The 26,963-nt window shown below is 58.0% G+C and carries 25 protein-coding genes, 1 tRNA gene and 1 pseudogene; 12 read left to right on the forward strand and 15 right to left on the reverse strand.

Annotated elements, in window-relative coordinates:
- Nucleotide 1 precedes the first annotated feature (1 nt).
- Nucleotides 2-1,156: an acyl-CoA dehydrogenase family protein gene (locus tag HX855_RS30770; RefSeq protein ID WP_177091118.1), complete on the reverse strand. Its 1,155-nt coding sequence runs from the start codon at nucleotides 1,154-1,156 to the stop codon at nucleotides 2-4.
- Nucleotides 1,157-1,225: 69 nt separating this feature from the next.
- Nucleotides 1,226-2,083 carry an IclR family transcriptional regulator gene (locus HX855_RS30775; RefSeq protein WP_177091116.1) on the reverse strand — a complete coding sequence of 286 codons (858 nt, stop codon included), beginning with the start codon at nucleotides 2,081-2,083 and terminating at the stop codon, nucleotides 1,226-1,228.
- Nucleotides 2,084-2,346: 263 nt separating this feature from the next.
- Between HX855_RS30775 and HX855_RS30780 the strand changes: the two genes are divergently transcribed.
- From HX855_RS30780 to HX855_RS30790, 3 genes are read left to right on the forward strand one after another with little or no spacing between them, the layout of a single operon-like run.
- Entirely contained in the window at nucleotides 2,347-3,132 is a 786-nt protein-coding gene (locus HX855_RS30780; protein ID WP_177091115.1) for an enoyl-CoA hydratase, read from the forward strand.
- A 2-nt stretch (nucleotides 3,133-3,134) separates the two neighbouring features.
- The gene (locus tag HX855_RS30785) at nucleotides 3,135-4,664 is read left to right on the forward strand and encodes a 3-hydroxyacyl-CoA dehydrogenase (protein WP_177091113.1); all 1,530 of its coding nucleotides are present in this window, start codon (nucleotides 3,135-3,137) and stop codon (nucleotides 4,662-4,664) included.
- A 26-nt stretch (nucleotides 4,665-4,690) separates the two neighbouring features.
- Nucleotides 4,691-5,923 carry a CaiB/BaiF CoA-transferase family protein gene (locus HX855_RS30790; RefSeq protein WP_177091111.1) on the forward strand — a complete coding sequence of 411 codons (1,233 nt, stop codon included), beginning with the start codon at nucleotides 4,691-4,693 and terminating at the stop codon, nucleotides 5,921-5,923.
- A 42-nt stretch (nucleotides 5,924-5,965) separates the two neighbouring features.
- Here the strand turns inward: HX855_RS30790 and HX855_RS30795 are convergent, their stop codons facing one another.
- Complete coding sequence (locus HX855_RS30795; protein WP_177091109.1) at nucleotides 5,966-7,348, reverse strand: glycerophosphodiester phosphodiesterase family protein; 1,383 nt, start codon at nucleotides 7,346-7,348, stop codon at nucleotides 5,966-5,968.
- A gap of 175 nt (nucleotides 7,349-7,523) precedes the next feature.
- Here HX855_RS30795 and HX855_RS30800 point away from each other — a divergent pair.
- Nucleotides 7,524-7,599: transfer RNA gene (locus tag HX855_RS30800), tRNA-Asn, on the forward strand.
- Nucleotides 7,600-7,722: 123 nt separating this feature from the next.
- Nucleotides 7,723-8,097, forward strand: a pseudogene (locus HX855_RS30805) (ParA family protein); the annotation flags it as partial.
- Nucleotides 8,098-8,190: 93 nt separating this feature from the next.
- Here the strand turns inward: HX855_RS30805 and HX855_RS30810 are convergent.
- On the reverse strand, nucleotides 8,191-9,219 hold the full coding sequence (locus HX855_RS30810; protein ID WP_177091107.1) for a LacI family DNA-binding transcriptional regulator: 1,029 nt from the start codon (nucleotides 9,217-9,219) through the stop codon (nucleotides 8,191-8,193).
- A gap of 577 nt (nucleotides 9,220-9,796) precedes the next feature.
- Here HX855_RS30810 and HX855_RS30815 point away from each other — a divergent pair.
- The 6 genes from HX855_RS30815 (at nucleotide 9,797) to HX855_RS30840 (ending at nucleotide 14,457) form a co-directional block, all read left to right on the forward strand.
- The gene (locus tag HX855_RS30815; RefSeq protein ID WP_177091105.1) at nucleotides 9,797-10,549 is read left to right on the forward strand and encodes an SDR family oxidoreductase; all 753 of its coding nucleotides are present in this window, start codon (nucleotides 9,797-9,799) and stop codon (nucleotides 10,547-10,549) included.
- A gap of 4 nt (nucleotides 10,550-10,553) precedes the next feature.
- A complete protein-coding gene (locus tag HX855_RS30820; RefSeq protein ID WP_256353129.1) occupies nucleotides 10,554-11,126 on the forward strand; it encodes an NIPSNAP family protein in 573 nt (190 codons plus the stop codon).
- A 51-nt stretch (nucleotides 11,127-11,177) separates the two neighbouring features.
- Nucleotides 11,178-12,212, forward strand: a complete 1,035-nt coding sequence (locus HX855_RS30825; protein ID WP_177091103.1) for a proline racemase family protein — start codon at nucleotides 11,178-11,180, stop codon at nucleotides 12,210-12,212.
- Nucleotides 12,213-12,348: 136 nt separating this feature from the next.
- The gene (locus HX855_RS30830; RefSeq protein WP_177091101.1) at nucleotides 12,349-12,870 is read left to right on the forward strand and encodes a cupin domain-containing protein; all 522 of its coding nucleotides are present in this window, start codon (nucleotides 12,349-12,351) and stop codon (nucleotides 12,868-12,870) included.
- Between the two features lie 10 nt (nucleotides 12,871-12,880).
- On the forward strand, nucleotides 12,881-13,648 hold the full coding sequence (locus tag HX855_RS30835) for an alpha/beta fold hydrolase (RefSeq protein ID WP_177091099.1): 768 nt from the start codon (nucleotides 12,881-12,883) through the stop codon (nucleotides 13,646-13,648).
- A complete protein-coding gene (locus HX855_RS30840) occupies nucleotides 13,645-14,457 on the forward strand; it encodes an aspartate dehydrogenase (protein ID WP_177091097.1) in 813 nt (270 codons plus the stop codon). Before HX855_RS30835 ends, HX855_RS30840 begins: the two co-directional genes overlap by 4 nt.
- A 94-nt stretch (nucleotides 14,458-14,551) precedes the next feature.
- Here the strand turns inward: HX855_RS30840 and HX855_RS30845 are convergent, their stop codons facing one another.
- The 9 genes from HX855_RS30845 to glcD form a co-directional block, all read right to left on the reverse strand.
- Complete coding sequence (locus tag HX855_RS30845) at nucleotides 14,552-15,277, reverse strand: amino acid ABC transporter ATP-binding protein (RefSeq protein ID WP_177091095.1); 726 nt, start codon at nucleotides 15,275-15,277, stop codon at nucleotides 14,552-14,554.
- Nucleotides 15,274-15,930, reverse strand: coding sequence for an amino acid ABC transporter permease (locus HX855_RS30850; RefSeq protein WP_177091093.1), 657 nt, complete (start codon nucleotides 15,928-15,930; stop codon nucleotides 15,274-15,276). Before HX855_RS30850 ends, HX855_RS30845 begins: the two co-directional genes overlap by 4 nt.
- Entirely contained in the window at nucleotides 15,927-16,601 is a 675-nt protein-coding gene (locus tag HX855_RS30855; RefSeq protein WP_177091091.1) for an amino acid ABC transporter permease, read from the reverse strand. The genes HX855_RS30850 and HX855_RS30855 overlap by 4 nt, the downstream gene beginning before the upstream one ends.
- A gap of 57 nt (nucleotides 16,602-16,658) precedes the next feature.
- Entirely contained in the window at nucleotides 16,659-17,468 is an 810-nt protein-coding gene (locus HX855_RS30860) for a transporter substrate-binding domain-containing protein (protein WP_177091089.1), read from the reverse strand.
- Between the two features lie 430 nt (nucleotides 17,469-17,898).
- The gene (locus HX855_RS30865) at nucleotides 17,899-20,079 is read right to left on the reverse strand and encodes a malate synthase G (protein ID WP_177091144.1); all 2,181 of its coding nucleotides are present in this window, start codon (nucleotides 20,077-20,079) and stop codon (nucleotides 17,899-17,901) included.
- 50 nt (nucleotides 20,080-20,129) lie between these two features.
- Entirely contained in the window at nucleotides 20,130-20,531 is a 402-nt protein-coding gene (locus HX855_RS30870; RefSeq protein ID WP_177091087.1) for a heme-binding protein, read from the reverse strand.
- Between the two features lie 23 nt (nucleotides 20,532-20,554).
- Nucleotides 20,555-21,772 (reverse strand): glycolate oxidase subunit GlcF, encoded by a 1,218-nt coding sequence (glcF, locus tag HX855_RS30875; RefSeq protein ID WP_177091142.1) that lies wholly within the window; start codon nucleotides 21,770-21,772, stop codon nucleotides 20,555-20,557.
- Between the two features lie 3 nt (nucleotides 21,773-21,775).
- Nucleotides 21,776-22,840, reverse strand: a complete 1,065-nt coding sequence (gene glcE, locus HX855_RS30880) for a glycolate oxidase subunit GlcE (protein WP_177091085.1) — start codon at nucleotides 22,838-22,840, stop codon at nucleotides 21,776-21,778.
- Nucleotides 22,840-24,339: a glycolate oxidase subunit GlcD gene (gene glcD / locus HX855_RS30885; RefSeq protein WP_177091083.1), complete on the reverse strand. Its 1,500-nt coding sequence runs from the start codon at nucleotides 24,337-24,339 to the stop codon at nucleotides 22,840-22,842. Before glcD ends, glcE begins: the two co-directional genes overlap by 1 nt.
- A 232-nt stretch (nucleotides 24,340-24,571) precedes the next feature.
- Between glcD and glcC the strand changes: the two genes are divergently transcribed.
- Complete coding sequence (glcC, locus tag HX855_RS30890; RefSeq protein WP_177091081.1) at nucleotides 24,572-25,339, forward strand: transcriptional regulator GlcC; 768 nt, start codon at nucleotides 24,572-24,574, stop codon at nucleotides 25,337-25,339.
- A 191-nt stretch (nucleotides 25,340-25,530) separates the two neighbouring features.
- Here the strand turns inward: glcC and HX855_RS30895 are convergent, their stop codons facing one another.
- Both HX855_RS30895 and HX855_RS30900 read right to left on the reverse strand, forming a co-directional pair.
- Nucleotides 25,531-26,259 carry an SDR family oxidoreductase gene (locus HX855_RS30895; RefSeq protein ID WP_177091079.1) on the reverse strand — a complete coding sequence of 243 codons (729 nt, stop codon included), beginning with the start codon at nucleotides 26,257-26,259 and terminating at the stop codon, nucleotides 25,531-25,533.
- Nucleotides 26,260-26,516: 257 nt separating this feature from the next.
- The gene (locus HX855_RS30900) at nucleotides 26,517-26,888 is read right to left on the reverse strand and encodes a helix-turn-helix domain-containing protein (RefSeq protein ID WP_218176074.1); all 372 of its coding nucleotides are present in this window, start codon (nucleotides 26,886-26,888) and stop codon (nucleotides 26,517-26,519) included.
- Nucleotides 26,889-26,963 lie beyond the last annotated feature (75 nt).

The following is a 26,963-nucleotide window of genomic DNA, read 5'->3' on the forward strand; positions in this document are numbered from 1 at the left end:
GTTAGTGCTTGGCCTCGCGAATCATGTTGCGGGCGATCACCAATTGCTGGATCTGCGTGGTGCCTTCATACAGCCGGAACAGGCGCACATCGCGATAAAACCGCTCGATGGCGTACTCGCTCACATACCCGGCGCCGCCATGAATCTGCACGCAACGGTCGGCCACGCGGCCGCACATTTCCGTGGCGAACATTTTCGAGCAGGACGCTTCGGTGCCGATGTTCAGGCCTTCGTCACGCTTGCGCGCCGCGTCCACCACCATGCAGCGGGCGGCGTAGATCTCGGCCTTGCTGTCGGCGAGCATCGCCTGGATCAGTTGGAACTCGGCAATCGGCTGGCCGAACTGCTTGCGTTCGAGGGCGTAGTGCAGGGCATCGTTGAGCATGCGCTCGGCGGCCCCGACGCTGACGGCGGCAATGTGCAGGCGGCCCTTGTCGAGCACCTTCATCGCGGTCTTGAAACCCACGCCTTCGACGCCGCCGATCAACTGGTCGGCCGGCACGCGCACGTTGTCGAAAATCACGTCGCAGGTGTGGGCGCCTTTCTGGCCCATCTTGTGGTCGCGCTTGCCCAGGGACAGGCCCGGCGTATTGCGCTCGACGATGAATGCACTGATGCCGCCCGAGCCCTTGATGTCCGGGTTGGTGCGGGCCATCACCGTGTAAATCCCGGCGTGGGGGGCGTTGGTGATGAAGCGCTTGGTGCCGTTGATGACGTAGTGATCACCGTCGAGCACGGCGGTGGTTTTCAGCGAGGCGGCGTCGGAGCCGGAGTCCGGTTCGGTCAGGCAGAACGAGCTGAGCAGTTCACCGCTGGCCAGCTTCGGCAGGTAGTGCTGCTTCTGCGCCTCGGTGCCGTCCAGCAGGATGCCGATGGAGCCGATGCCGTTGTTGGTGCCGAAGTAGGAACGGAAGGCCGGCGAGGTGCGCCCCAGTTCAAAGGCCACGTTGACCTCTTCTTCCATGGTCAGCCCGAGGCCGCCGTAGGCTTCGGGCAGGGTCAGGCCGAACAGGCCCAGCTCGCGAAACTGGCTGACGATGTCCGCCGGGACGTCATCGGTCTCGGCCAGCTCGTTTTCCCGGGGGATCAGCGCTTCGTTGACGAACTGCTGCAGGGTTTCCAGCAACAGGTGAAGCGTTTCGGGGTCTCGGATCATGTGCATTCCTCAGCGGCCCGTTCAGCGGGCCTGTTGTCGTCAATCTGCCGAGGCCCTGCACCGATCTGTCTAGCGGGTGGCGGCCTCGATGTTGTTCACCATGTGCTTGAGACGGGGCCCGATGTCGTCCTCGAGTTTCTCCCGGGAAAGGTGAAAACTCGGTCCGCCACAGTTGAACGTCAGCAGCCCATGTTGTGCATGCAGCAGCGGCACGGCGATGGCGTTTACATCGCGGTGCCACTCACCGATCGACATGCAGTAGCCGAAATCGGTGTAATCCCGGAAGGCCCGTTCCAGGCCCTTCCTGATGCCCGGCCAGTCCTCCAGATGACGCTGGCGGATATGGTCGAGAATAAATTCCCGCTCGTTTTCCGGCATCGCTGCCAGGCAGGCGCGGCCTGCGGAACTCAAGTGCAACGGCAACCGCGTACCGACCTGGCGGCGCATGGTCATGTTGGCTTCACCCTGGACCACGTCCAGGTACACCATGTCCAGGCGGTCCCGCGTGGCCATCGCCACGGCGGCCTGGGCGTACTTGGCCATCGTCTCCATCAGCGGATGGGCCACGGCCCGCACCGACAGGTTCGACAGCATGGCGTAACCGAACGCCATCACCCCGACATCCAACTGATACCGACCCGACTGCGGCAGGTGCTTGAGATAGCCCAAGCGGGTCAGCGTGTGGGTCATCCGCGTGATCGTCGGCTTTGGCAGCCCGGTCTTGCGCGCCAGCTCCTGGTTACCCAGCACGCTTTCGCTGGGGGTGAAGCAGCGCAGCAGTTCCAGGCCTCGGGCCAGGGCGGTGACGAACTGGCGGTCCTTGTCTTCCTCCTCCTCGGCATTCATCGGGTCGATCAGCACGTGCTCGAACCCGTGGTTGCCGGCAGGTGCTTCGGGTGAATTCGGATCCAGGTTTCGACGGCGCATGTTAGTCCCCCTTTTTTTAGAAAATCAACAAAACAAAATTGTATTCCGCACAGCGAAACTAATCAACTGATCGCCTGATTGTCGTTTTGTTTAATAAAACCCGTCTAAACAAAGAGTTATAGCCCGATTTACAAGGCCAGCAGGTTTTTACGTTTACATCACGACAACTCGGTCCTTATGATTATCGCTAAATACGGAATTTTGTTTCGCATAGCGAAACTGTCGATATCCGAACTAACAAGAACATTGCAGCAGGAGAATGTGTGGCCAGTCTCGACCAACCCGTGGTGCACCTCGACGTCCAGGACAATGGCGTCGCCGTGGTACGCATCCACCGCCCCGAAGTGAAAAACGCCTTGAACGCCCAGGTCCGCGAAGAGCTGGCCGAGCATTTTCGTACCCTGGCCAAGCGCCGTGATGTGCGCGCCATCGTGCTCACCGGCGGCGATCAGTTCTTCGTGGCCGGCGCTGACATCAAGGAGTTCGCCAGCGCGAGCCCGATCGAGATGTATCGCCGGCACACCGAATACCTGTGGGAAGCCATCAGCCGTTGCCCCAAGCCGGTGATCGCCGCCGTGAATGGCTTTGCCCTGGGCGGCGGTTGTGAATTGGCCATGCATTGCGACCTGATCGTCGCCGGGGAATCGGCGCGGTTCGCCCAGCCCGAGGTCAAGCTGGGCCTGATGCCCGGCGCCGGTGGCACCCAGCGCCTGGTGCGCGCTGTGGGTAAGTTCCAGGCCATGCGCATCGCGTTGACCGGCTGCATGGTCAAGGCGCCGGAAGCCCTGGCCATGGGCATGCTCAGCGAAGTGGTGGCGGATGACCAAACCATCCCCCGCGCCCTGGAACTGGCCGCGCACATTGCTGCCTTGCCGCCACTGGCCGTGGAACAGATCAAGGAAGTGATGCTCGCCGGCGCCGACCTGCCGCTGGAAAGCGCACTGGTATTGGAGCGCAAAGCCTTTCAACTGCTGTTCGATTCGGCAGACCAGAAGGAGGGCGCCGCGGCGTTCTTCGAAAAACGCACCGCGAACTACCTGGGGGAATGACGATGACGGATTCAATCAAGATCATGGGCCTGGTAGGCACCGGCGTGATGGGCGCCGGGATTGCACAGATTGCCGCCCAGGCCGGCGTATTGGTGCGCCTGTTTGATGCCCGCGACGGCGCGGCACAGACTGCCCGGGACAACCTCGGCACCACGCTTTCGAAGCTGGCCGCCAAGGGCAAGATCACCCAGGCGGCGGTGGACGCAACGCTTGCGAACCTGCAAGTGGCTGCCACGGTTGAGGCGCTGCACGATTGCGACCTGGTGGTGGAAGCCATCGTCGAAAACCTCGATGCCAAGCGCGGCCTGTTGCAGCAACTGGAAGGTGTGGTCAGCGCGAACTGCATCCTCGCCACCAACACCTCGTCGCTGTCGGTCACGGCCATTGCCACCGGCTGCCAACACCCTGAGCGGGTGGCGGGGCTGCACTTCTTCAACCCGGTGCCGTTGATGCGCGTGGTCGAAGTGATCGACGGCCTGGCCACTGCGCCGAAGGTCGGCGATGACCTGCTGGCCTTCGTCGCCCGCACCGGCCATCGCGGTGTGCGCGCCAAGGACACCCCGGGCTTTATCGTCAACCACGCCGGCCGTGCTTACGGCACCGAAGCCTTGAAGATGCTCGATGAGGGCATTGCCGAGCGCGGCGATATCGACCGCATCCTGCGTGAAGGCGCAGGCTTTCGCATGGGCCCGCTGGAGCTGCTGGACCTCACCGGGCTCGACGTGTCGCACCCGGTGATGGAGTCGATCTACAACCAGTTCTATCAAGACCCACGCTACAAACCGTCGCCCCTGACCCGGCAGATGCTGGCGGGCGGGCGCCTGGGGCGCAAGAGCGGGCAGGGCTTCTACCGTTATGAAAATGCCCAGGTGGTCGACGGTCCGCAACCCCAGCCAGTACCTTCAGTGAAGGCATTGCCGCCGGTGTGGATCGCCACCGAAAACGCCGACGACTACGAGCGCCTCAGCGCCCTGGTGATCGGGTTGGGCGCGCACCTGGAAAGCGCGGCGCAGCCTTCGCCTGACGCGCTGTGCCTGCTGGCGCCTTACGGTCTCGACGCCACCTCGGCCAGCGACCGCTTCCACACCGACCCGGCGCGCACCTTGTGCATCGACCTGCTGACCGACCTGTCGCGCCATCGCACCCTGATGCAAAACCCGCTGACCTCCAGCGCCACGCGCGACGCCGCCCACGCGCTGCTCGCCAGTGACGGTGTGGGCGTGACGTTGATCAGTGACAGCGTTGGCTTCGTCGCCCAGCGCACCTTGGCGATGGTGGTCAACCTGGCCTGCGACATCGCCCAGCAACGCATCGCCAGTGTCGACGATATTGACCAGGCGGTGCAGCTCGGCCTGGGTTACCCACAAGGCCCGCTGGCCTGGGGCGATGCCCTCGGGCCACGGCGCATCCTCACGATTTTGCAGCGCATGAGCGAACTCACCCACGACCCGCGCTATCGCCCAAGCCCCTGGCTGCGGCGGCGTGCGGTGCTGGGGATTTCCCTGCGTCATGAAGAGCCGGCAATCGGCTGATATCGATTCATCACAGGACAAGAATAATGGGTGCATTGACAGGTTTGCGGGTGCTGGATTTAAGCCGGGTATTGGCCGGGCCCTGGTGTGGCCAGGTGTTGGCTGACCTGGGTGCGGAAGTGATCAAGATCGAACGGCCGCAAAGCGGTGACGACACTCGCGGCTGGGGGCCGCCGTGGATGAAGACTGACACCGGCGAGTCGTCCGGGCAGGCGTCTTATTACCAGTCCACCAACCGCGGCAAACTCTCCGTGGCCATCGACCTCGCCACGAGTGAGGGCCAGGAACTGGTGCGGGCGCTGGCGGCCAGTTCCGACGTACTGATCGAAAACTACAAGGCCGGCTCCCTGGCCCGCTATGGCCTGGATTACGCGACCCTGGCCGAGATCAATCCACGGCTGGTGTACTGCTCCATCACCGGCTTTGGCCAGACCGGCCCGCGTGCCGAAGAGCCCGGCTACGACTTCATCATCCAGGGCATCGGCGGCCTGATGAGCATCACCGGCGAACGCGACGACCTGCCCGGCGGCGGCCCGCAAAAAGTCGGCGTGGCGTTCTCCGACCTGATGACCGGCCTGTATTCCACCGTCGCGATCCAGGCCGCCTTGCTCAGCCGCGAACGCACCGGCGTCGGCCAACACATCGACATGGCCCTGCTGGACGTGCAAGTGGCAACCCTGGCCAACCAGAGCATGAACTACCTGGCCTCGGGCAAGGTGCCGGAGCGCTACGGCAACGCCCACGCCAACATCGTGCCGTACCAGGTGTTCCGCGCCGCAGACCGCGACTTCATTATTGCCTGCGGCAACGACAGCCAGTTTATTGCGCTGTGCCACAGCATTGGTTTGCCACACCTGCCGCAAGACCCGCGCTTTCGGCGCAATGCCGATCGGGTTGCGCACCGGGCGGAGATTGTCGAGCTGTTATCGGCGCACTTCCTGGGGCGCACGGCGGACGAGTGGGTGGCGAGCATTCACGCGTCGAAGGTGCCTGTGGGGGCGATCAACAGCATCGCCCAATCCCTGGAAGAACCGCAGGTGATCGCCCGTGGGTTGATGGTGAAGATCCCGCATCCCAAGAACCCGGAGTTCGAGATGGTTGGCAGCCCGATCAAGATGTCGGGCACGCCGGTGGAGTATGTAAGGCCCGCGCCGATGTTGGGGCAGCACACGGATGAAGTGCTGGGTGAGCGGCTGGGGTTGTCGGCAGAACAGCTGGGGCAACTCAAGGCGGGCGGGGTGATCGAGCAGCTGGATTGAACAATGGCGGCCGGGGAGGCCGCCATCCACTTCGATGACTTATTAACGCGCGACTTCTTTAAGGTACGTATTGCGGGCTGCAACCGCAGTCGGCGTGAAATCCGTAAACACACCGTCCACACCGGCCCGGAAAAACGCCAGGTATTCCGCCGCTGGATTGCCCTTGTAGGCACCCGCCAGGTACTTCGCTTCATTGCGGAAGGTGAAGATATGGACGAACAGCCCGGCCTTGTGGGCATCGCTGATCAGGCGGGTGGGCTTGACGGTATCGACCTCGGGCAAGCCGGGGTTTTGGGCTGAAGTGGCGGTCAGCGACATCGCTTGCGGCTTCCACGGGCCGATGCCGTCAGCGTAGGTTTTGACTTCGGCCAGGCCTGCCGGCGTCAGCAGTGCACCAAAGGGGCGTGGGTCGCCCGCGACGGTCCAGCTGTACGGGCGGCCGCTGACGAAGGTGTTGGGTTTGTCGGTGATGAAAATGGTTTCGCCGGTCTTGAAGTTCACGCCGTTTCCATCCACCAACTGAACCGCCCTGGCTTGCAGGCCGATGGAGCGCAGGTATTTCAGGCTGTTCGGGTCAAAGCTTTGCACAAACACCGGCGCGTCTTTGCGATTGAGGTTGTTGTCTTTCAGGGTCTTGAGAAACGCCGCCTCAAACGGATGCGTGCCCGGCGCGCCGCAACCGTTGGCAATGGCCTGGGCATTGTTCCAGATCGGGTTCTTGCTTTCGGGGTAGGTCGTGATCACCCGGCCGGTGGCGGCGCTTTTGGCTTTGGCAATGTCGATCACTTCCTGGAAGCTCAGGATCGGCAACTTGCCGTTGAGTTCGGTGGGGCGCTCGTCGCGGGCATCGTAGGTCGTGCCGCCGATCCATTGCTTGAGTTCGGCCAGGGTGAAATCGCTGATTGACCAGTCGTTGGTGTGGTCTTCGCCATCCACGATCAAGGATTTCAATACGGACTTGGGATCGTTGGGGTTGGTCAAGTCACTCAGGTACTGGGCCGGGCCATTTTCTGCGATGGCAGGGTACCGGACGTTAACCAAAACGCCCGGAACCGTACGCTTGCGGCGTGCAACCTCGGGGTTGGTCTTTGCGACGTCACTGATGTTGGTGTTGTCGCTCAACCAGGGGTTGTGCCGCGCCACCAATACACAGTCCTTGGTCATGTGCAGGTCCAGTTCCAGCGAATCCGCGCCCGCATCGGCCGCCTGCTCATACGAGGTCCGGGTTTCCTCTGGGTACAGCCCCGGCAGGCCGCGATGGCCGATCACCAGGGGCGGTGCACCGTCGAGGGTTTTGAACGAAGCAGAGGCGACGGGTGCACCTTTGGTCACACTGTCACACGCGCTCACCGTCAGGCTGCATCCGATAACGATAAAGCGGGCAAGCAGGGTTTTGACCGAGGGCGGGCCTGAGCGAGTGTGCATGTGTCGTCCTTCAAGAAGAGGGTGGGAGCGGGGTATCTGCGGATGTTGGCGTTGACGTATGACAGAGTCGTGACAGGAAGTGGAGCGATGATTTTCCTGCGCGGTGCGCCTTGGGGAAGTACATAACGCACTGAATGCTTGACTTCTCCTTTTCAATCAGTAACATACGGCGCATTCCGCGATAGCTCAGTTGGTAGAGCAAATGACTGTTAATCATTGGGTCCCTGGTTCGAGTCCAGGTCGTGGAGCCAGACATTGAGAAAAGCCTGCAGAGATGCAGGCTTTTTTCGTTCAGGGCGTTTTTTCCTGAAGATCAGTCTATAGCGTGACTTTTATGAAGCTGCCTCTAATCCTTCGATTCAGAGGCAAGCAGTATGAAAATCGCAGCAATCGTTTCAACCAAGGGCGGACCGGGTAAAAGCACGGTAGGCGCCAATCTAGGCGCGTTCTGCGCCGATGCAGGTCTTCGAACCCTACTTATTGATCTTGATAACCAGCCGTCGCTGTCGTCTTTCTACGCGCTATCGCATGAAGCGCCAGGCGGCACCTATCAACTGATCGCGAAGAATGAGACCCGGGCCGACCAGATCATCTCCCAGACCTGCATTCCCAATCTCTCGCTGATTCACTCCAATGACCCGTTCAACCAGTTGAGCAATCTGCTTTTGCACGCCGCTGACGGCCGTCTTCGTCTCAAAAATTTGATGCCGGCATTCGAGAGCGACTTTGATCTGATTTTGATCGACACCCCGCCGGATCAACGATATGGCTGGCGGTGCGTGTTTTTTACCATCGCGCATGATCACCCACCCTGCCTCGCTGGCCTCAGAGCGCGAGGGCTACTAGATTGAGTGACTGGATTGACGGATCATCAACTGAGTACCGAGCAGCAGCGGTTTTATCTCGGTACCGTTTTTCAAGTTTGCGATCAGCGCCTCTGCACTCCTTAGGCCCATCTCTCCTGCAGGTACTGCAAGCGTCGTCAGGGGAGGGTCCAGGTATTCAGCGAACTCGAGATTGTCATACCCCACTACCGACATCTCTCTGGGCACATCAATACCCAGCTTTTTGCACGCTGAGAGAACACCAAAAGCGATAACGTCGCTGTTGCAAATTATCGCGGTCACGTCCGGGTATTCCAGGCGGATTCGGCGAAGGGTTTTTTCACCGAATTCAATGGTGTATCCGCCGGCGCTTTCGTAGGTGAAGTGAGTGCATTTGGATTTGGATACAGTGAGCGCATCAATGAATGCTTTGTGACGTGCCTGTTGGCGATCATTACCTTGCATAGGGCCGGTTAGCATCGCCATGTGGCGATGCCCAAGGCCAAGCAGGTATTCCGTCATTTGTTTCGTGGCCAGGTAATTGTCGAAACCGATGAAGGGAAAGGCTTTGTCTTCAAAGTAGGAATACGTGCAGACCACCGGCATGCGGTACTCCTTGAGGTATCGAACCAGGTCAGAATCGGCGATATCCCCCACGATCAGCAAAGCTTCGGCCCCCCGTTCGACCAGCAACCGTACGTTGTCGGAGATTGCATTTGAATCAAATCCGCAACTGAGTACGTAGACGACATAACCATACTCGGCGAGTTTGTCCTGGAAGCTTTTGACCATCGTCGCGTAAATGGAATGGTCAAGCGTGGGGATGATCGCCCCAATGACATGGGTCTTCTGAAGCCTCAAGGCTTTGGCAGCAGAGTTGGGCGTATAACCCATTTTACTCGCCGTCTGCAGGACTTTTTCTCGCACGTCGTCTCGAACATGATGGGGTAAATTGAAGCTCCTGGAGACGGTGGCCACCGAAACACCGGCAGCTTTTGCCACGTCAGTGACGTTTACGCGTCCCGATGGATTACGTTTAATACTCACACAGATTCCTCATGATGGCGCATGCAGATGAAGACGCGGCGTGGAACGACTGATATCGATTACCGCTCATTCAGACTGCTGCCTGCTCCCTGGAGCCGTTTTCACGGCTATATACCCCGATTCTGCGGCATTCGGTCCCGTCCCGCATCAAAAAAAGCGGTCGTTGTGCTGACAGGGAGATCGCGGGCAACATCGCTGTAAGGCCGTCCCTCTCACCGACTTCAATGTGTTGCCTTACTCAATGTAATCCTTTTCTGTAAACGTTACCATTTTTCGCACAAATACGGTGCGGTAACACACACGAAGGTTCGAGTAAGGGCAGACGTAAAGGCTGAGGTTAGCCAGGCAAGGGCCGGCAGCCCGCAAAGATAAGGCGCCTCCAGGCAGGCATGCGATTTGCTTTACTGATTTCATCCAATGCAGAGATTTCTACAAGCATCTTCCTAAGGTGATTATTTGTTGTTATTTTGAGCTTTGGATTGTAAACGTTTACATCTGATGTGCCGCCATTCGCGTCGCCTCAATGCGTTCTGTTTTCCAATGATGATTTTTCAGTAATGCGCGAAGGAATTGAACGATGAAATTACAAGACAAGGTTGCACTCATCACGGGTGCCGGTGCGGGTATTGGTGAAGCGACGGCCAAGCTGTTTGTGAGCGAGGGGGCCAAGGTTGTTGTCGCCGATCGCAACATCGAGCAAGCACTGGCGGTAGCAAAAGCACTGGGTAGCCAGGCATTTGCGGTCCAGGCAGATGTGTCTGATGCGGCTCAGGTCAAGGCGATGGTTGAAAAGGCCGTGGCACATTTCGGCGGTATCGACATTCTGGTTAATAACGCAGGTTTCGGTACGTTGGGAACTGTCGTTACCGTGGATGAGCACACCTGGGACGAGGTCATCAACGTCAACCTGAAGGGGGTATTTCTTTGCTCGAAATACGCCATCCCTGAAATTATTCGACGTGGCGGCGGGGCGGTCGTGAACCTGGCATCTACTATTTCTGTAGTTGGCATCAAGGATCGTGCGGCTTACGTTGCTGCCAAAGGCGGCGTTGCAGCACTGACGCGTGCCATGGCGCTCGATCATGCCCTTGAAGGCGTGCGTGTGAACAGCGTGGCGCCCGGGGTGATCGCATCGAGCTATTACGACAAGATTTTCGAAACCGTTCCAGATCCGGTAGCGTTCAAAAAAGGGCTTGAAGCGCGCTCCCCATTGAACAAGATGGGCGAGCCGATCGATATCGCTAATGTGATTCTGTTTTTGGCTTCTCACGATTCGAGTTTTGCAACGGGTGCGATGTTCACGGTGGATGGTGGCTACACCGCCTGGTGAGGACATGTCGATGATCGATGAGCTGCGCGAATATCAATTCACCCCTGAAGCCTGGGAAAAATACTGGCATCTTTTCGAGAGCCTTTGTTTGCCGATCAGGGGTGATAAATATGGCAAGTTGCAAGGCCTGTGGCAGGAGCGAGCCGGGGACAGCGTCACCTTTCGACATCTCTGGCGGTATGACTCCCTGGACGAGCGGGCCCGTCTGCGGGCGCAATTGATCAAGGTTGATGCGTGGCGAGAGGGATTTCTGCCTCAAGCAGCAGCCCAGGTCAGCCAGCAGTTCCTGCAAGTGCTTATACCCCGGTTTGAAACGGCCATCGATAGCCTCGCACCGGTTCGCTACCTGCATAAATATCGCTGTCCAACGGGCAAGGCAGGTGCGGTGATCCAACAAATCAGCACGGCGGTGGCTGAAGGTCGATCCCCTGTGTGCGGCCTTTGGGCGACGGAGTTTTCGGATCCCAACCAGGTCGTGGTAATGGGGGCCGGCCCCGTGGCTCCCCAAGTCGACGTCCAGGCTTCGTTGGTTGTAGAAACACGCTCTCTCAAGCCATTACGCGTAACGCGCACCTGATGTCCGGGCACATCGGCTGGATTACTTATCAATGACTCAGAAAAGTGACCTATGAAATTCAAGCGAATGATCAATGTTGTCGGAGCTCACGTTGCTGGTGAGCGCAATGATGTGATTACCGGTGGTGTCCTGGATGTGCCTGGCAACACCATGTTCGACAAGATGAAGTACCTCGAAACCCAGGGCGATGACCTGCGTAAGTTTCTGCTCCAGGAACCCCGCGGCACGGTGACACAGTGCATCAACCTGGTGTTGCCTTCGTCGCACCCCGAGGCGGATGCCGGTTTCGTGATTATGGAGTCCGAGTTCTATCCGCCGATGTCGGGAAGCAACACCATCTGTACCGTCACCGCTTTGCTTGAAACCGGCATGATTGCGATGGTCGAGCCTGTTACCCGCCTTACCCTCGAAGCCCCGGGAGGCCTCGTGCGTGTTGAGGCACGATGCCAGGATGGCAAATGCCTGAGTGTGAAATTCACTAACGTCCCATGCTTCGTATTTGCCCTCGACAAGCACATAGAAGTACCCGGGCTTGGCACGATCAAAGTCGACGTGGCGTATGGCGGCATGATCTACGTACTGGCAGATGCTCAGTCGCTTGGCTTCGACATTACGCCTGACGAAGCGGCAACGCTGGTCAGCGTTGGAGAGACCATCAAGGCCGCGGCAGCCGAGCAAATCCCCGCGGTACACCCAGAGCAACCTGACATTCATACCATCAACCAAACCCTTTTTGCCGGGCCAATGCGTGACGACCCTGAAGGCAAGCGCTCGCGCAATGGCGTGATCGTGTCCCCTGGCCGCCTCGATCGCTCACCCTGTGGCACGGGCACCAGCGCGCGCCTGGCAGTCATGCATGCGCGAGGTCAAATCAAGCCGGGCGAGAAGCTGATTCACGAGTCCATTCTGAGCACTGAGTTTGTCGGTGAAATCGTCGAGACGCTGACGGTAGGGGGGCGCGCCGGCATTCGTCCGGCCATCAGCGGCCAGGCGTTCCTCACTGGCTTTCACCAGTATGTGCTTGATCCAAACGACCCTTTCCCAACCGGTTACACCCTGAGCGATACCTGGCGTAAAAATAGCTGATGACTGGCCGGATGCTCGGCTGAAACTCTCCGGTGCCTGTCCGGTAGAGGTTATTTTTCACCTTGAAATGTAAACGATTACCAGCCGGTCAAGCGCGCCTTTTCCGGTTCATCCAGCAAGGTTGACGGAGGTTTTTATGAGTGACAACGCAATGGATTCAAACGAAACGCCAGACGTTAAAGGAACGCTGGTTTACGTTACCCGCGAGACGGAGGTGAGCTATTGGCAGCCCAAGCCTGCTAACGGCTATGTATCAGTGGCGGTGTCACCGCAGCTGTTCAAGATGAATCACAACTTCTCTGTGGGCACCCAATTGCTTCCACCGGGTGGCCGTGTTCGCGAGCATGCCCATGTGATTAACGAAGAGGTCCTGCACTTCGTTTCCGGCACGGGAACTGCCGTGGTCGATGGCAAGGTCTTCAAGCTTGAGCCTGGCGCGACCTTGTTTTTGGGTAAACACAACTCACACACATTCAGCAACGACGGTGACGTCGATTTGCAGTGGGTTTGGTTCATGACCCCCAGCGGTCTGGAGACTTTTTTCCGCGATATAGGCCGTCCTCGTCAGCATGGCGAGGCGGCTCCTGAGCCTTTTGAGCGCCCGGCGAACATCGAGCAAATCGAGTCCACGGGCATTTTCGCCTACACCAAAAAGTGAGACTGATGACATGGCAAAAAAGCTCTACGCCCGGGAGGAGGGAGCGGGTATTCCCGTGGTGTTGATATCCGGGCTGGGCGGGCTGGCCGACTTTTGGAGGCCGGTCGTTGATCAGCTTAAGCATGACTACCGGGTGGTTACGTTCGACCATCCGGGAGTCGGCCAAAGCGAGATAGAAGGGGCGCCAAACATCCCCGGTATCAAGCATGCTTTGCTCGGCCTGCTGGATGAGAGGGGCATTGAGTCTGCGCATATTGTAGGGCACTCGACCGGGTCATTGGTCGCGCAAAGCATGGCGCTGGATCACCCTGAACGGGTGAAGAGCATCGTGTTGAGCTGTGGCTGGGCAATGCCTGACAAACGCTTCAAGGACTTTTTTGCCTACCGCCAATACCTGCTGATCAAGCTGGGTGGCACGGCCTACAACGCGCTGACTCGTCTGGTTGCTTACCCATCTGCATGGTATGGCGAGCATTTCGCAGCGGAGCGTCCATTGAATTTTGAAGAAACCTCATCGGTGGATATCGAGATGACCCACGCTCGGATGGAGATGCTTTTGAACTTCAACCGCCGTGACGAGTTGCCGTCTCTCAACCTGCCAACCTGGGTGATAGGTGCCAAAGATGACTACATCATTCCTTTTCATCACTCGCAGGAACTCGCCAGCCTGATCCCAGGCGCCACGCTTGTAGAACTGAGTGGTGGTCACTTCCCACCCGTTACATGCACCCAATATTACTCATTACTGCTTCGTCAATTCTGGGAGTCCATCGCATGAGTACCCACAAAATCAGGCGCGTCGGGATTATCGGACTGGGAGCAATCGGCAAGCGCGTCCTGACCGCCTTGCAAACCCAGCACCTGCCATTGGCTTCCTATGCCGCGATTAACCACGCTGCGGATGTTGATGGCTATGCCAAAGGTCGCAAGGTCGAGTTATTTACGACGGTTCAAGATCTGATCGGCTGGAAACCAGACCTGGTCATCGAGTGCGCAGGGCACAGCGCGGTTGTTCATGCAGTACCTGCTTTCCTTAACGCTGGGATCGATGTCGTCATCGCTTCTATCGGTGCGCTCGCTGATAAGGCGTTGGCGGCGACGCTTGAGCACGCCGCACAGGCAGGCGGCGCACGCTTGATTCTCGTTTCAGGTGCAATCGGCGGTTTGGATGCCATGCGTTCTGCTCGTTCTGCAGGCCTTGATGAAGTGCTGTACACCGGCCGCAAACCTCCTAAGGCATGGGTTGGAACGCCTGCTGAGGAAGAATTCGATCTCGATCAGATCAAGGTGCCAACGACCATCTTCCGCGGTACCGCCGCCCATGCGTCAGCTCTCTTCCCAAAAAATGCAAACGTCACCGCTGCCGTCGCGTTGTCGGGCGTGGGTTTTGATCACACACAGGTGGAGCTGATCGCTGACCCGACCGTTGCCAAAAATGTTCACGAAGTGACCGCAAAGGGAGCGTTTGGCGAGTTGTCGATTCGGCTGGTCAATAATCCTCTGCCGGACAACGTTAAAACATCGTGGCTGGCCGCGTTGAGCATTGAGGAAGCGGTCAGCAAGCAGCTGCTCAGCACAGTGTTCTGATTTTCGAGCCTTGATGTCATCGAATACACCCTTTCAGGACGCACCAATAGCCAACGGCGACGCCATCCATGATGTGCGTCGCCGTTTGTTTTTGTCAGTGAATCTGATGGGAAAGGAATTGCTGCGTACGCACATGCTTGGGTGAGTCGATGACGTGGGCCGCAGGGCCGATTTCTGCGATCTTGCCGGCGTCGAAGAAGGCAACCCGGCTGGAAACCTCTCGGGCGAAAGCAATTTCATGTGTGACGAGCACCATCGTCATCCCTTCTGTCGACAACATCAAAAGCGTGTCGAGCACCTCACGTACCAACTGAGGGTCGAGTGCGGCGGTGACTTCGTCGAACAGCATGTACCGAGGCTGCATAGCCAGGGCGCGAGCGATAGCCAGGCGCTGTTGTTGGCCGCCGGATAACTGGGTAGGGGACATGTTCGCCTTATCGCCCAACCCCACTTTTTCGAGCTGTGCGTAGGCAACTTCTTCGGCGTTCTGGCGCTTCATCTTGTGAACAACTTTGAGGGCCAACGCCGCGTTGTCGAGCACCGAAAGGTGCGGGAACACGTTGTACTGCTGGAACACAATGCCGACATTTGCCCGAAGCGCGTTAAGGTCGGTGGCTCGCGAAAAGACATCGATACCATCGACACAAATAGTGCCGTCGCTGATGCTTTCCAAGCCATTGATGCATTGAAGCAGGGTCGATTTTCCTGAACCGCTTGGCCCGATAATCGATACAACTTCACCCTTCTCAACACTCATGTCGACACCCTTCAAAATGTTCAGGTTGCCGTAGGACTTATGGACGTTCTTGATTTCGATCATTGACTTAGACCTTTTTCAACTTTGGCACCCAAGCGAGCGATGGGGTAGCACAACAGGAAGTAAAAGACACCGACGATCAGTAGCACCAACAGCGGCTCCTGAGTTCGGGTAACGATGATTTGCGATCCGCGTAAAAGCTCTATGTAGCCGATAACCGCAGCCAGGGATGTGTCCTTCAAAACGCCCAGGACAATGCCGATCCATGAGGCAAATGTGCGCCGCAGCATGATAGGTGCGGTGACGCTGACGAAAGCCTGCAGGTAGCTCATACCGAGAGACCGTGCCGCCTTCTGCAGGTTTTGGGGTACCGCCTCAAATCCCCCCTTATAGATTTCCGAGCAGAACGAGGCCATGTACAAGGTGAGTACGAGTGCACTGCAAAGGAATGGGCTTAACGGAAAACGAAAGGCGGCCAGCGCGGCATTCACTACGATTAACTGTATAAGCAGCGGAACTGAGCGGGAAACATCCACCAGTATCATGATCAGGCCATTGCCGATTTTTGACACCGACCTCAGCCAGCCCATCAAAAAACCCAGCACAGTGCCCAGGACGATTGCCCAGAGCGCGAGCCAGAGAGTGTGTCCTGCCCCCTGGAGCAAGTAGAGAAGGTCATTGGCTTGAAGGCCCGAGAATAACGGCACACTGTTCATGCTTGAACTCTCCGTTTTCCGCCGTACAGCCGAGCTGCCCCGTAAAGCATCAGCGTCACCAATTTGGCGAGCACGTAATAGATGACCGCGGTAGCAATGAAAAACTCGAACGAGCGAAAGGTAAGCGACTGGGCGGTGTAAGTTGCACCGGTAAGTTCCTGGAGCCCAACAACCATGCCCAATGACGTGTTCAGCAGACTCCAGATCAACTGGTTACCGGCGCCAGGCAAAATCAACGGCACCAATTGAGGAAGGACAATTCGGACGAATGTTTGGCGGCGGTTCATCCCCAGCGCTGCACCCGCACGGTATTGCCGCGGATCAATCCCCTCTATTCCGCCGCGAATCACTTCGGCCAGGTACCCGGCCGTATTGAATGTAATGGCGCCCAGTACGGCATAGAAGGAGTTCACATCAACGCCCAGTGCCCCCAAGCCGAAGTACGCCATATAGATCTGGAACAAACACGGTGTATTTCGCGCAATCTCGATCCAGCTGACGCAGATTCCCTTCGCTGATCGACTGCTCGAGGATTTACCCCAAGCCAGTACGAATGCAATCACTGACCCCAGAACGAATGACAGCAGCGTCAGTTCCAGCGTCATGACCAACCCGGGCAGCAAGTCGGGAAAAGCCTTCCATACTGGCGCCCATTGGAAGTGATAGTTCAAGGCATCGCTCCTCCTTCAATAGGGTGGGAGCCTGGAGGCTCCCACCGTCCAACGAAATTAAAGCTTGTCCAGGGCAGGGGCGTCGGCTTGATACCACTTCTTGTACAGCTCGGCGTAACGGCCACTCACTTGCTGCTGGTGCAGGAACAGGTTTGTGAAACGAAGGAAGTCCGTGCTGTCGCGTGTCACCATCATCCCAACAGTGTCCTTGGGAAACGGGGCATCGCAGCAGGTATGAAACGCCTGGTACTGAGGCAGTTTGGTCAGTTCGCTGGCGGCTTGGACATTGACGATGAAGGCGTCCACCTTGCCTTGGGCCAGTGCAAGGTTTCGGTCACTGTCATTGCTGACGGTCAGGTATTGGCCGCTGGCATCATTCCATTTCTTGAAGTAGTTCTCGAAAAGCGAGTCCTCTGCGGCTCCACGAACGCCGGCTACACGCTTGCCCTTCAAGTCTTCAAACGTTTTGATGTTTGAGTCTTTACGCGCGACCACGACAAAGCTGTATGAGGAGTAAGGAGAGGTAAAGGCGACCGTTTTGGCGCGCTCCAGAGTGATGGTTGCGCTGGCAATCGAAATATCGACCTGGCTCGACAATAACGCTGGAATCCGCTGAGGGGAGGGCGTTTCGACAATGACCGGTTTGACACCCAGAGCCTTGGCCAGGTCCTGACAGTACTCGACGTCATAGCCGGTCGGGTTATTGGACGAGTCACGAAAACCATTCGGCGGATAGTCCAGCATGACGCCGCATTTAAGCTCTCCCGCCGAGATCACGTCGTCGAGTTTGTCGGCCATGGCGGGTGCAGCTGCAGCCATCAGCGAGACCAGAGCGGCGGTGGTAACAAGTTTCTGCTTCACGTTCATTCTTCATACCTTTCGGTGGTGGTCAGTAATGTAATCCATTACATCTGTAAAAGCAGAAACCGTGCCATGTCGATTTTCAGTGGCCTTCGCTGCCTTCATATGCCTGTCTTTTGAGGGTTTTTACGTTCAATTGACAGAATATAGTACGTATTTACGCCCTTTAAACATTTTCAAACCACCGAAACGAACTGAGATGGCACATTGGACGCCCTGTTTTGGCGCGCCAAAATGTAATCGATTACTTTCTGGTTCCGGTGATGAGAAAATTCGTAACGACAGGCGTGTGCGGGTTAGGGAACAGATGCGGCGAAGGGTGACGGATCGACCGCGCTCCGTAACGCTGAGTGCTCGCGGCTACCCACAAAAGCGGCAACGCCCGATGCAATGCGTCGGGCGTCGAGGGCGCCAGTGAAACCTGTTCCGAATGGGTTTAAACCGTTAACTGCTTGAACGTTAGCCGAAATTTATGCAGCACCGGTTCGGTATAACCATTGGGCTGGGCTTGTCCTTCGAACACCAGCGCGCAAGCCGCTTGAAATGCCAGGGAGTTAAAGAAGTCAGGTGCCATCGGGGCATAGTGGGGGGCTGCCGCGTTTTGCTGATCGACGACCCGCGCCATACGTTGCAGAACCTCCAGGGTTTGAGCTTCAGTAATAACCCCGTGTCTCAGCCAGTTGGCCATGTGCTGGCTGGAAATACGCAGGGTGGCGCGATCCTCCATCAACCCCACGTTATGGATATCGGGAACCTTCGAACAGCCAATACCCTGTTCGACCCAGCGCACCACGTAACCCAGCAAACCCTGCGCGTTGTTTTCGACTTCCTGGCGGATTTCATCCGCCGACCAGCCGTTGTCGGTAACAACCGGCACACTGAGCAGTCCATCCAGAAGCGTTTGCCGGGTGCTGCCCGACCTGTTGCCTTCAAGTGACTCCTGCACCGCTCGTACGTTGACTTGATGATAATGCAGCGCGTGCAAGGTGGCGGCAGTTGGGGAGGGGACCCACGCTGTATTCGCCCCCGACTTTGGATGGGCGATTTTCTGCGCCAACATATCGGCCATTCGATCTGGCATGGCCCACATCCCCTTGCCTATCTGAGCTCGCCCGCGCAGCTTGCAGTCCAGCCCGACCAGCACGTTATTAAGCTCATAGGCTTGGATCCAGGCGGTGTTTTTCATGTCGCCCTTACGCAGCATCACGCCGGCTTCCATGGACGTGTGCATTTCATCGCCGGTGCGATCCAGGAACCCGGTATTGATAAACGCTACCCTTGACGACGCTGCGGCGATGCAGGCCTTCAGGTTAATACTGGTGCGTCGCTCCTCATCCATGATGCCAATCTTCAGCGTGTGCCGTGGGAGCCCAAGCAGGTCCTCTATACGGTTGAACAAGTGGTCGGCGAAAGCGACTTCGGCAGGGCCGTGCATTTTCGGTTTAACGATGTAGACACTGCCCGTGCGTGAGTTGCCCTTGCGTTGCAGGTCGTGCAGGGCAATCAGGCTGGTGATGACGCCATCGAGAATGCCCTCTGGAATTTCAAGCCCGGTGTTATCGAAAATGGCCGGGCAGGTCATCAGGTGCCCCACGTTGCGAATGAAAAGCAACGATCGCCCAGGGAGTGTCAGCGAGGTACCATCTGCGGCGATATACACCCGGTCCGGGTTGAGGCGGCGGGTAATGGTTTTGCCATTCTTCTCGACACTTTCCGTCAGGTCACCTTTCATCAGGCCCAACCAGTTGCTGTAGACCTGTACTTTGTCTTCAGCATCGACCACCGCTACCGAGTCTTCGCAATCGATGATCGTGGACAGTGCGGACTCAATCAGCAGATCCTTGACGCCTGCACCGTCGTCTTGACCGATGAGGCTCTCCCGGTCGATTTGTATTTCCACATGCAGGTCATTGTGTTTCAGCAAAATGGCGACCGGATCTGCCGGCACGCCCTGGTAGCCGGCGTATTGCGTGGTCTGCGACAACACTGCCTGGGTGCCATCTTGCAGAGTGGCCCGCAGTGTTGCGCCTTCTATCGTGTACTGAACCACGGCGGCGTGTGAGCCGTTGCTCAGGGGAAATGCGTCATCCAGGAACGCCCGTGCAAACGCAATCACCTGGGCTCCCCGAACCGGGTTGTAACCTGCGCTAGGTTGGGCGCCATTCTCATGAGGGATTGCATCCGTTCCGTAAAGCGCGTCGTACAGCGACCCCCAACGTGCATTCGCGGCATTCAGCGCGTAACGAGCGTTAACTGCGGGCACCACCAGTTGCGGCCCGGCCTGCACACTAACCTCAGGGTCAACGTTGCTGGTGGTGACGTTGACGTCGTCGGGTTCCGGTTGCAGGTAGCCGATACTCGTCAAGAATGCTTGATAGGCCGGCATATCGGTCACAGGCCCTGGATGGGCTCGGTGCCAGTCGTCCAGCTGTACCTGCAGGCGATCACGTTCAGCCAATAGCTCGCGGTTCTTGGGTGCCAAATCATGCACCAGGCTTGCAAAGCCGCTCCAAAACGCTTCAGCGGAAAGCCGGGTTCCCGGCAACACTCGAGCATCCACAAAATGCTGCAGGGCGGGGGCGACTTTAAGGCCATGGCAGTTAACGAAATCGGTCACGTTGTGCATCTCCATCATACTGTGTTCATTCGGTTGCTTTGGTTTTGTGCTCAGCTCACGCATTGCGCGCCAGCTCTTGCGACCTGTGCATCCTGCTCGGCTTTAACCCCGGAAACCCCGACGGCCCCTATCACATGTCCATCGACGAAGATCGGTACGCCGCCTTCCAGGGAGGTCAGCAATGGCGCCGATAAAAAGGCGTGTCGCCCACCATTGACCATGTCTTCGTAGCCTTTGGATTCGCGTCGCCCCAATGCGGAAGTGCGCGCCTTTTCAACGGCGATGTAGGCGCTGATCGCGGCGCAACCGTCCAAGCGTTCGAGGGCAAGAGGGTGGCCGCCGTCATCAACAATCGCGATGGTCACCGCCCATTGGTTGCTGTGTGCTTCGGCACGTGCAGCGTTCAGGATTTGGTTGATTTCGAGTTGACTCAATATGGCTTTGCTTTTCATGGGGCTTCTCCAGGGGGGGGCGGTTAGGGCAACGCAGCTTCAACCAACTCGATCCAGTGCCGTACAGGGGTGCGACCAGCGCCACCGAGGTGGGTCTGACAGCCAATATTGGCCGTGGCGATGACGTCGGGTTTTCCGCTTTCCAAGGCATTCAGTTTGTTGTCACGCAGTTGCAGTGACAGTTCGGGTTGGGTAATTGAATAGGTGCCCGCCGACCCGCAGCACAAGTGACCCTCCGGAACAGCGGTGAGGTTGAAGCCAAGGCTTGTGAGCACCGCCTCGACGGCTCCGCCGAGCTTCTGCGCGTGCTGCAAGGTGCAGGGGCAATGGAAGGCAATTGATTGGGCGCTTTTAACCCCAAGCCGCTCAAGTTGCTCGTCACGCAACACTTCAACCAGGTCTTTGGCCAGCGCGCTGACCCTTCTTGCCTTATCGGCGTAGGCCGGATCGGTGCTCAGCAAGTGACCATATTCCTTGATGAACGCCCCGCAGCCACTAGCCGTCTGCACAATGGCTTCGGCCCCACGCTCGATGCTCGGCCACCAGGCATCGATGTTTCGGCGGGCTCGGTCGAGCCCGGCCGCTTGAGCGTCCAGGTGGTATTCCACCGCGCCGCAGCAGCCCGCCTGTTTGATCGAGGTGACACTGATCTTGAGTTGGTCCAGAACTCGCACAGCGGCCGCGTTCGTGTTGGGCGAAAGGCTTGATTGCACACAGCCTTCCAGGATCAGCATCTTGCGCGCATGCCGGGCGGTGGGCCGCTGTTTGGCCGGCTCTGGGCTGCGCGGCAATTTTGATTCGAGGCCGCCTGGCAGCAATGCGCGGAAGACTTGGCCGCTGCCAATCAATCCTTTGAACAACCCAGGGTTGGGCACCAGCTTACGTAGCCCCTGGCGCAGCATCCGCTGGGCGAGGGGTCTTTGCACTGCCGCATCAACCACCGCCCGGCCGATGTCCAGCAGGTTGTGGTACTCCACACCAGACGGGCAGGTGGTTTCGCAATTGCGGCACGACAGGCAGCGATCCAGGTGTTCCTGGGTCTTTCGGGTGACTTCATTGCCTTCCAGAACCTGCTTGATCAAGTAGATGCGGCCTCGGGGCCCATCCAGTTCGTCACCTAACAGTTGGTAGGTCGGGCAGGTTGCATTGCAAAAGCCGCAGTGCACGCAACTACGGAGGATGCGCTCTGCTTCCGCGGCGCGAGGGAGCTGGCTTGCCTGTTCACTCAAGGTGGTCTGCATCACTCAAAGCTCCGCGTAAAGGCGTCCGGGGTTGAAGATTCCACTGGGGTCCAGGTGCCGCTTGAGGTTTTGGTGGTAGCGCATCAAGGCGGCGGGCAGCGGCTGGAACGGGCTATCGGTGTGGCCGTGGCTGTAACAGGTCGCATGCCCACCGGTTTTTTCGACAACCTGGCGAATCAACGCGGCTTCGGCGTCGGACTTAAGCCAACGCTGGGCCCCGGCCCAGTCGATCAATTGCTGGCCGGGCAAGTCGAGCACTGGTGTGTTGTTCGGCAGTGAAAGGCGCCAAAGTGGTTTGCCCGCATCGAAGAAACTCAATCGATGCTCGTTGAGATCCGCCCAGTACGAGCCGTCCAGCACTTCGCCACCCAGCCGGTCGTGGGCAGCCGCTACCGAGCCTTCACCGCCCTCCAGCCTCAGATGAAGCCGTACACCGTCATGGCACGCAGCGCTGATTGGCAAGGGTTGCTGACCCCATTGCGCCAAGTGCTGCAACGCACGTTCGCTGTCCATTTCCAGGCTGATACTCAAGGTTTGGCGGGGCTTGGGAAGCACCTTGAGGGAGACTTCCGTGATCAGGCCCAGTGTTCCGTAACTGCTGGCCATTAACCGCGACACGTCATAGCCGGCGACGTTCTTCATCACCTCGCCGCCAAAGCGCAGATGCTTGCCCTGGCCGGTAATCACGCGGGTCCCCAGGACGAAATCGCGCACCGACCCCGACCAAGGGCGCCGTGGCCCCGACAATCCGCTGGCAATCATGCCGCCAACCGTGGCGGCGCCAGCGAAGCCCGGAGGCTCACAAGGCAGCATCTGCTGTGCCGCCTCCAATACGTGGGACAGCTCTGCCAATGGCGTGCCACAGCGTGCGGTGATGACCAACTCGGTAGGGTCGTAGCTGACGATGCCGCAGTGGGCCCGGGTATCGAGTACGTCACCGGCAACGCTGCGCCCCAGAAAGGCTTTGCTGTTGGAGCCCTGAATACGTAACGGCGTTGCATCGCGCAATGCTTGGCCGACCTGCTCCAGCAGTGCGCCACTGGCATCCATATCGTGTTGATCGCGCATCAGAAACGCTCCAGTTCAGGGAAGGGCAGCTGACCCATATGAACGTGCATCGCGCCAAACTCGGCGCAGCGATGCAGGGTCGGAATATTCTTGCCCGGGTTGAGTAACCCGCTCGGGTCGAAGGCTGCCTTGACCGCATGGAACAGGGTCAGCTCGTCGCTGTTGAACTGGGCACACATCTGATTGATCTTCTCGCGGCCCACACCGTGTTCACCGGTGATGCTGCCGCCGACCTTCACGCACAACTCCAGAATCTTTCCGCCCAATGCTTCGGCACGTTCGAGTTCACCCGGCTGATTGGCATCAAATAGAATCAGCGGGTGCATATTGCCGTCGCCGGCATGAAAGACGTTGGCCACCCGCAGGTCGTACTCGGCAGACAGCGCCGCGATAGCCTGCAGCACGCCGGGCAATTCGCGCCGTGGAATGGTGCCATCCATGCAGTAATAGTCCGGTGAAAGCCGGCCGACCGCCGGGAACGCATTCTTGCGTCCTGCCCAGAACCGCACGCGCTCTGCCTCATCCCTGGCCAGGCGTACTTCGGTGGCCCCAGCCAGTTCCAGCACGTGGCGAACTCTGTCGCAGTCTTCATGCACGTCGGCTTCAACACCATCGAGTTCGCATAGCAGAATGGCTTGCGCGTCGACCGGGTAGCCGGCGTGAATAAAGTCTTCGGCGGCTCGTATCGCCAGGTTGTCCATCATCTCCAGGCCGCCGGGAATAATCCCGGCAGCAATGATGTCACCGACCGCACGCCCAGCCTTTTCCACAGAGTCGAAGGCGGCCAGCAACACCTTCGCAGACTGCGGTTTGGGCAGGAGTTTGACCGTCACTTCGGTGATCACGCCCAGCATGCCTTCAGAGCCGGTAAACAAGGCCAGCAGGTCAAAACCCGGAGAGTCGAAGGCGTTCGAGCCCAGGCTCAGGTAATCACCTTCAACGGTGAGGATGTCGACCTTAAGGAGGTTGTGTACCGTCAGCCCGTATTTAAGGCAGTGCACGCCGCCAGCGTTTTCGGCAACGTTTCCGCCGATGGAGCAGGCGATCTGGGAGGAGGGGTCCGGTGCGTAGTAAAGGCCATACGGCGCGCTTGCCTGGGAAATCGCCAGGTTGCGCACTCCCGGCTGAATCCTGGCGGTACGCGCATCCGGGTCGATGTGCAGTATTTGGTTAAAACGCGCCATCACCAGCAGCACGCCTTTTTCCAGCGGCAGGGCACCGCCCGACAAGCCCGTTCCTGCGCCTCGCACCACCACCGGTACCTGGCGCTCATGACACAGCCTGAGCACGCCCTGAACTTCATCGAGATGGCGGGGCAGTACCACCACCATTGGCGTGGTGCGATAGGCCGACAGGCCGTCGCATTCGTAGGGCTTGAGCTCTTCTTGTTGCTGGAGGATTTCCAGATCGGGCAATCGTGCCTGCAGCGCCTTCACCAGTGCGTATTTGTCGACGTCAGGCAGAACGCCGTCGACGCGCTCATCGTAGAGAATGTTCATAGGCAGGTGGCAACTCTCATTTGTTTTTATTAGAGGCTGTTGCGGTTACGGCTGACTTGCATCATTGACCTGAGGCGTTTTACTGTCTATGTGATGTTTTACTGGTCGAACCAGTTTTTTATTTGTTGTGTTTTTAGATATCGGATAAAGATGTTTAAAAACATATAGTTGATGTTTGATATTTGATGGTCGGAAGAAAAGGTTTGTACTGGTAATACCACTCGGAGGCAGGATGGACGGCACAGGTTCAAGACGAAATCCCCAGGTCGCAGACGTGGTCTGTGAACGCATCGAGCGCTTGATCGTGGACGGTGTGTTCAAGACCGGGCAATTGTTGCCGTCCGAACGGCGCTTGACCGAGAAACTTGGCGTATCCCGTACGGCGCTTCGCGAGGGGTTAAAGCTGCTGCGTGCTCGTGGAATTATCGACACAGAGCACGGCAAGGGATCGTACGTGGCCGACCTGTCGAGCCACGGCGCCGCGTCGCCGCTGATGCATCTTTTCAGCTCGCAGCCACGAACGCTTTACGATCTGTTCGAGGTACGTAGCCTTCTTGAAGGGGAGTCTGCACGCCTGGCCGCATTACGCGGGACCGAGGCCGATTTTGTACTGATCACCCGTAGCTACCAGACGCTGGTTGACGCACATACCCGAAGTCTGGATGCCGGCGAGCATGCCCGGCTTGATCATGCCTTTCATTTGGCAATCTGCGAGGCCTCACACAATCCGGTGTTGGTACAGACGCTGCGTTCGCTGACGGACCTGCTGCTTAATACGGTGTTTGCCTCGGTCAATAACCTCTATCACCGTGAGCCGCAAAAACGCCAAATCGATCGCCAGCACGCAAGGCTCTATAACGCGGTGGTCGGACGTATGCCGGATCAGGCGCGGAAGGCAGCGATCGCTCACCTGCGTAGCATCTGTGAAAACCTCAAGGAAATCGAAGTCGAGGAGCAGCGGTTGATCCGCGCAACATTGCGCCTCGAGGGGTGGGCGTGAGGAATTCAGATTAATGAGTCCTGGTAGTTACCATCAATTGCTCACGACTTGAGCAAACGCTGGTCCCGGCGCATAGCAGCCTGTCACGATGGGCTGCAATCGGCCCCAAAAACACCTTCGAAAACGCTCAGGAATTCCGAGGTCACCCCTTTCTGGCAGCAAGTCCAGCCAGAGCTTCGTCATTATCAATATCACCAAGGCAATGTTCCATTGCGGTCGAAGTAGCCACCCGTCGGCCCGGAGGCATCCAGCATGGCGTACTTAAACAGTGTCGAAGCGGCCTCATCAACTGTGCCGTAGCCTCTATAACCGTTCAAATCAGTCGCGGTAAATCCTGGATTGACTGAGTTGACTTTAAATCCCTGTTCCTTGAGTTCTTTGGCCAACATGACTGTAAAGGCATTCAGCGCCGTCTTTGAAGCGTTGTAAGCCAGTGAGTTGAATTTGAAAAATTCGAAGGCAGGGTTGCTGTGCAAACCCAGAGAGCCCATGTCGCTCGATACATTGACGATGACTGGCAGGGCGCTCTGGCGCAACAGCGGCATGAACACTTGTGTCGTCGCGATAACGCCAAACACGTTGACCTCAAAGGTCGCACGAAGGAGCTTCAGGTTCGCCTCGGTAGGACTGGCCCGATCCAGTGCGGCACCCGCATTGTTGACCAAAATATCCAGCCTGCCTTCTGTTTCAGTCAGATACGCTGCGGCCTGATGGAGGGAGGCTTCATCGGTCACATCCAGCCCCAGCATACGAATATCTCGCTCGCCCTGCCTGAGCGAGTCCAGTGCCAGGCGTCCACGTTCTGCATCCCGACTGGCCAGATAGACCTTCAGCCCCGCGTCTGCCAGTTTCTCTACCAGGCGCAGACCAATTCCCTTGTTGGCACCCGTCACCAGCGCGATTCGTTTTGACAGACTCATTGCAGTCATCTCCTGGCGTGTTAAAAGGCAAAATCAAGAAGAAGGTGCGACGGGTACAGCTAAGTGCGTTGGTAGGCGCCGCAGTGTGCATACAGTGATGAGCCCCAGCCGCAAAGCGAGCAGAGCAAGACTTCGAGGCATGCGCGATTCCAGGTAAGAGCACAACGTGCCGGTAAACGGAGCTGATCCACCGCAGTGAGGCAGCCAGGGTAGTGACTGTCATCGCCCCCCACAACCAGGCACGCTGGAGTAACTACCTACGTTGGATTTGGATGGTCTTCGTGGTGCCATTTAAGCGAAAGGTCACGCAGTTGTTGCATGAACACCCGCATGTCATGCAAGCGTGGGGTCGGATAGTAGGTGACCTCGGGGGGCTTGCTCGAACTGACTGAACGTGACAACAAACCGCGCGCCTCAAGTGATCGCAATCGTACGGTCAGTACTCGTGACGAAATGCCTTCGACTTTGCGTCGCAATGCGCCAAATCGGGTCGGCCCCTCGTCAGTCAGAATCAATAGGATGTGCAGCGTCCATGGGGCGGTAATCAGCTCCAGAAGTACCCTCATCGCGCAGCGTTCAGCCTCAGGCTCGCCGTCATAATCTACGTGTTCTGCATCGATGGATGACATGTGACTGGCTCCTGCGGTTACTTGAAAGTGCCTACTTACAATGATGCCAGCGGCGACTTAAGGTGGTTCTGGTCA

Origin of the sequence: Pseudomonas sp. IPO3778 (assembly GCF_013386825.1) — a bacterium.
Lineage (GTDB): Bacteria > Pseudomonadota > Gammaproteobacteria > Pseudomonadales > Pseudomonadaceae > Aquipseudomonas.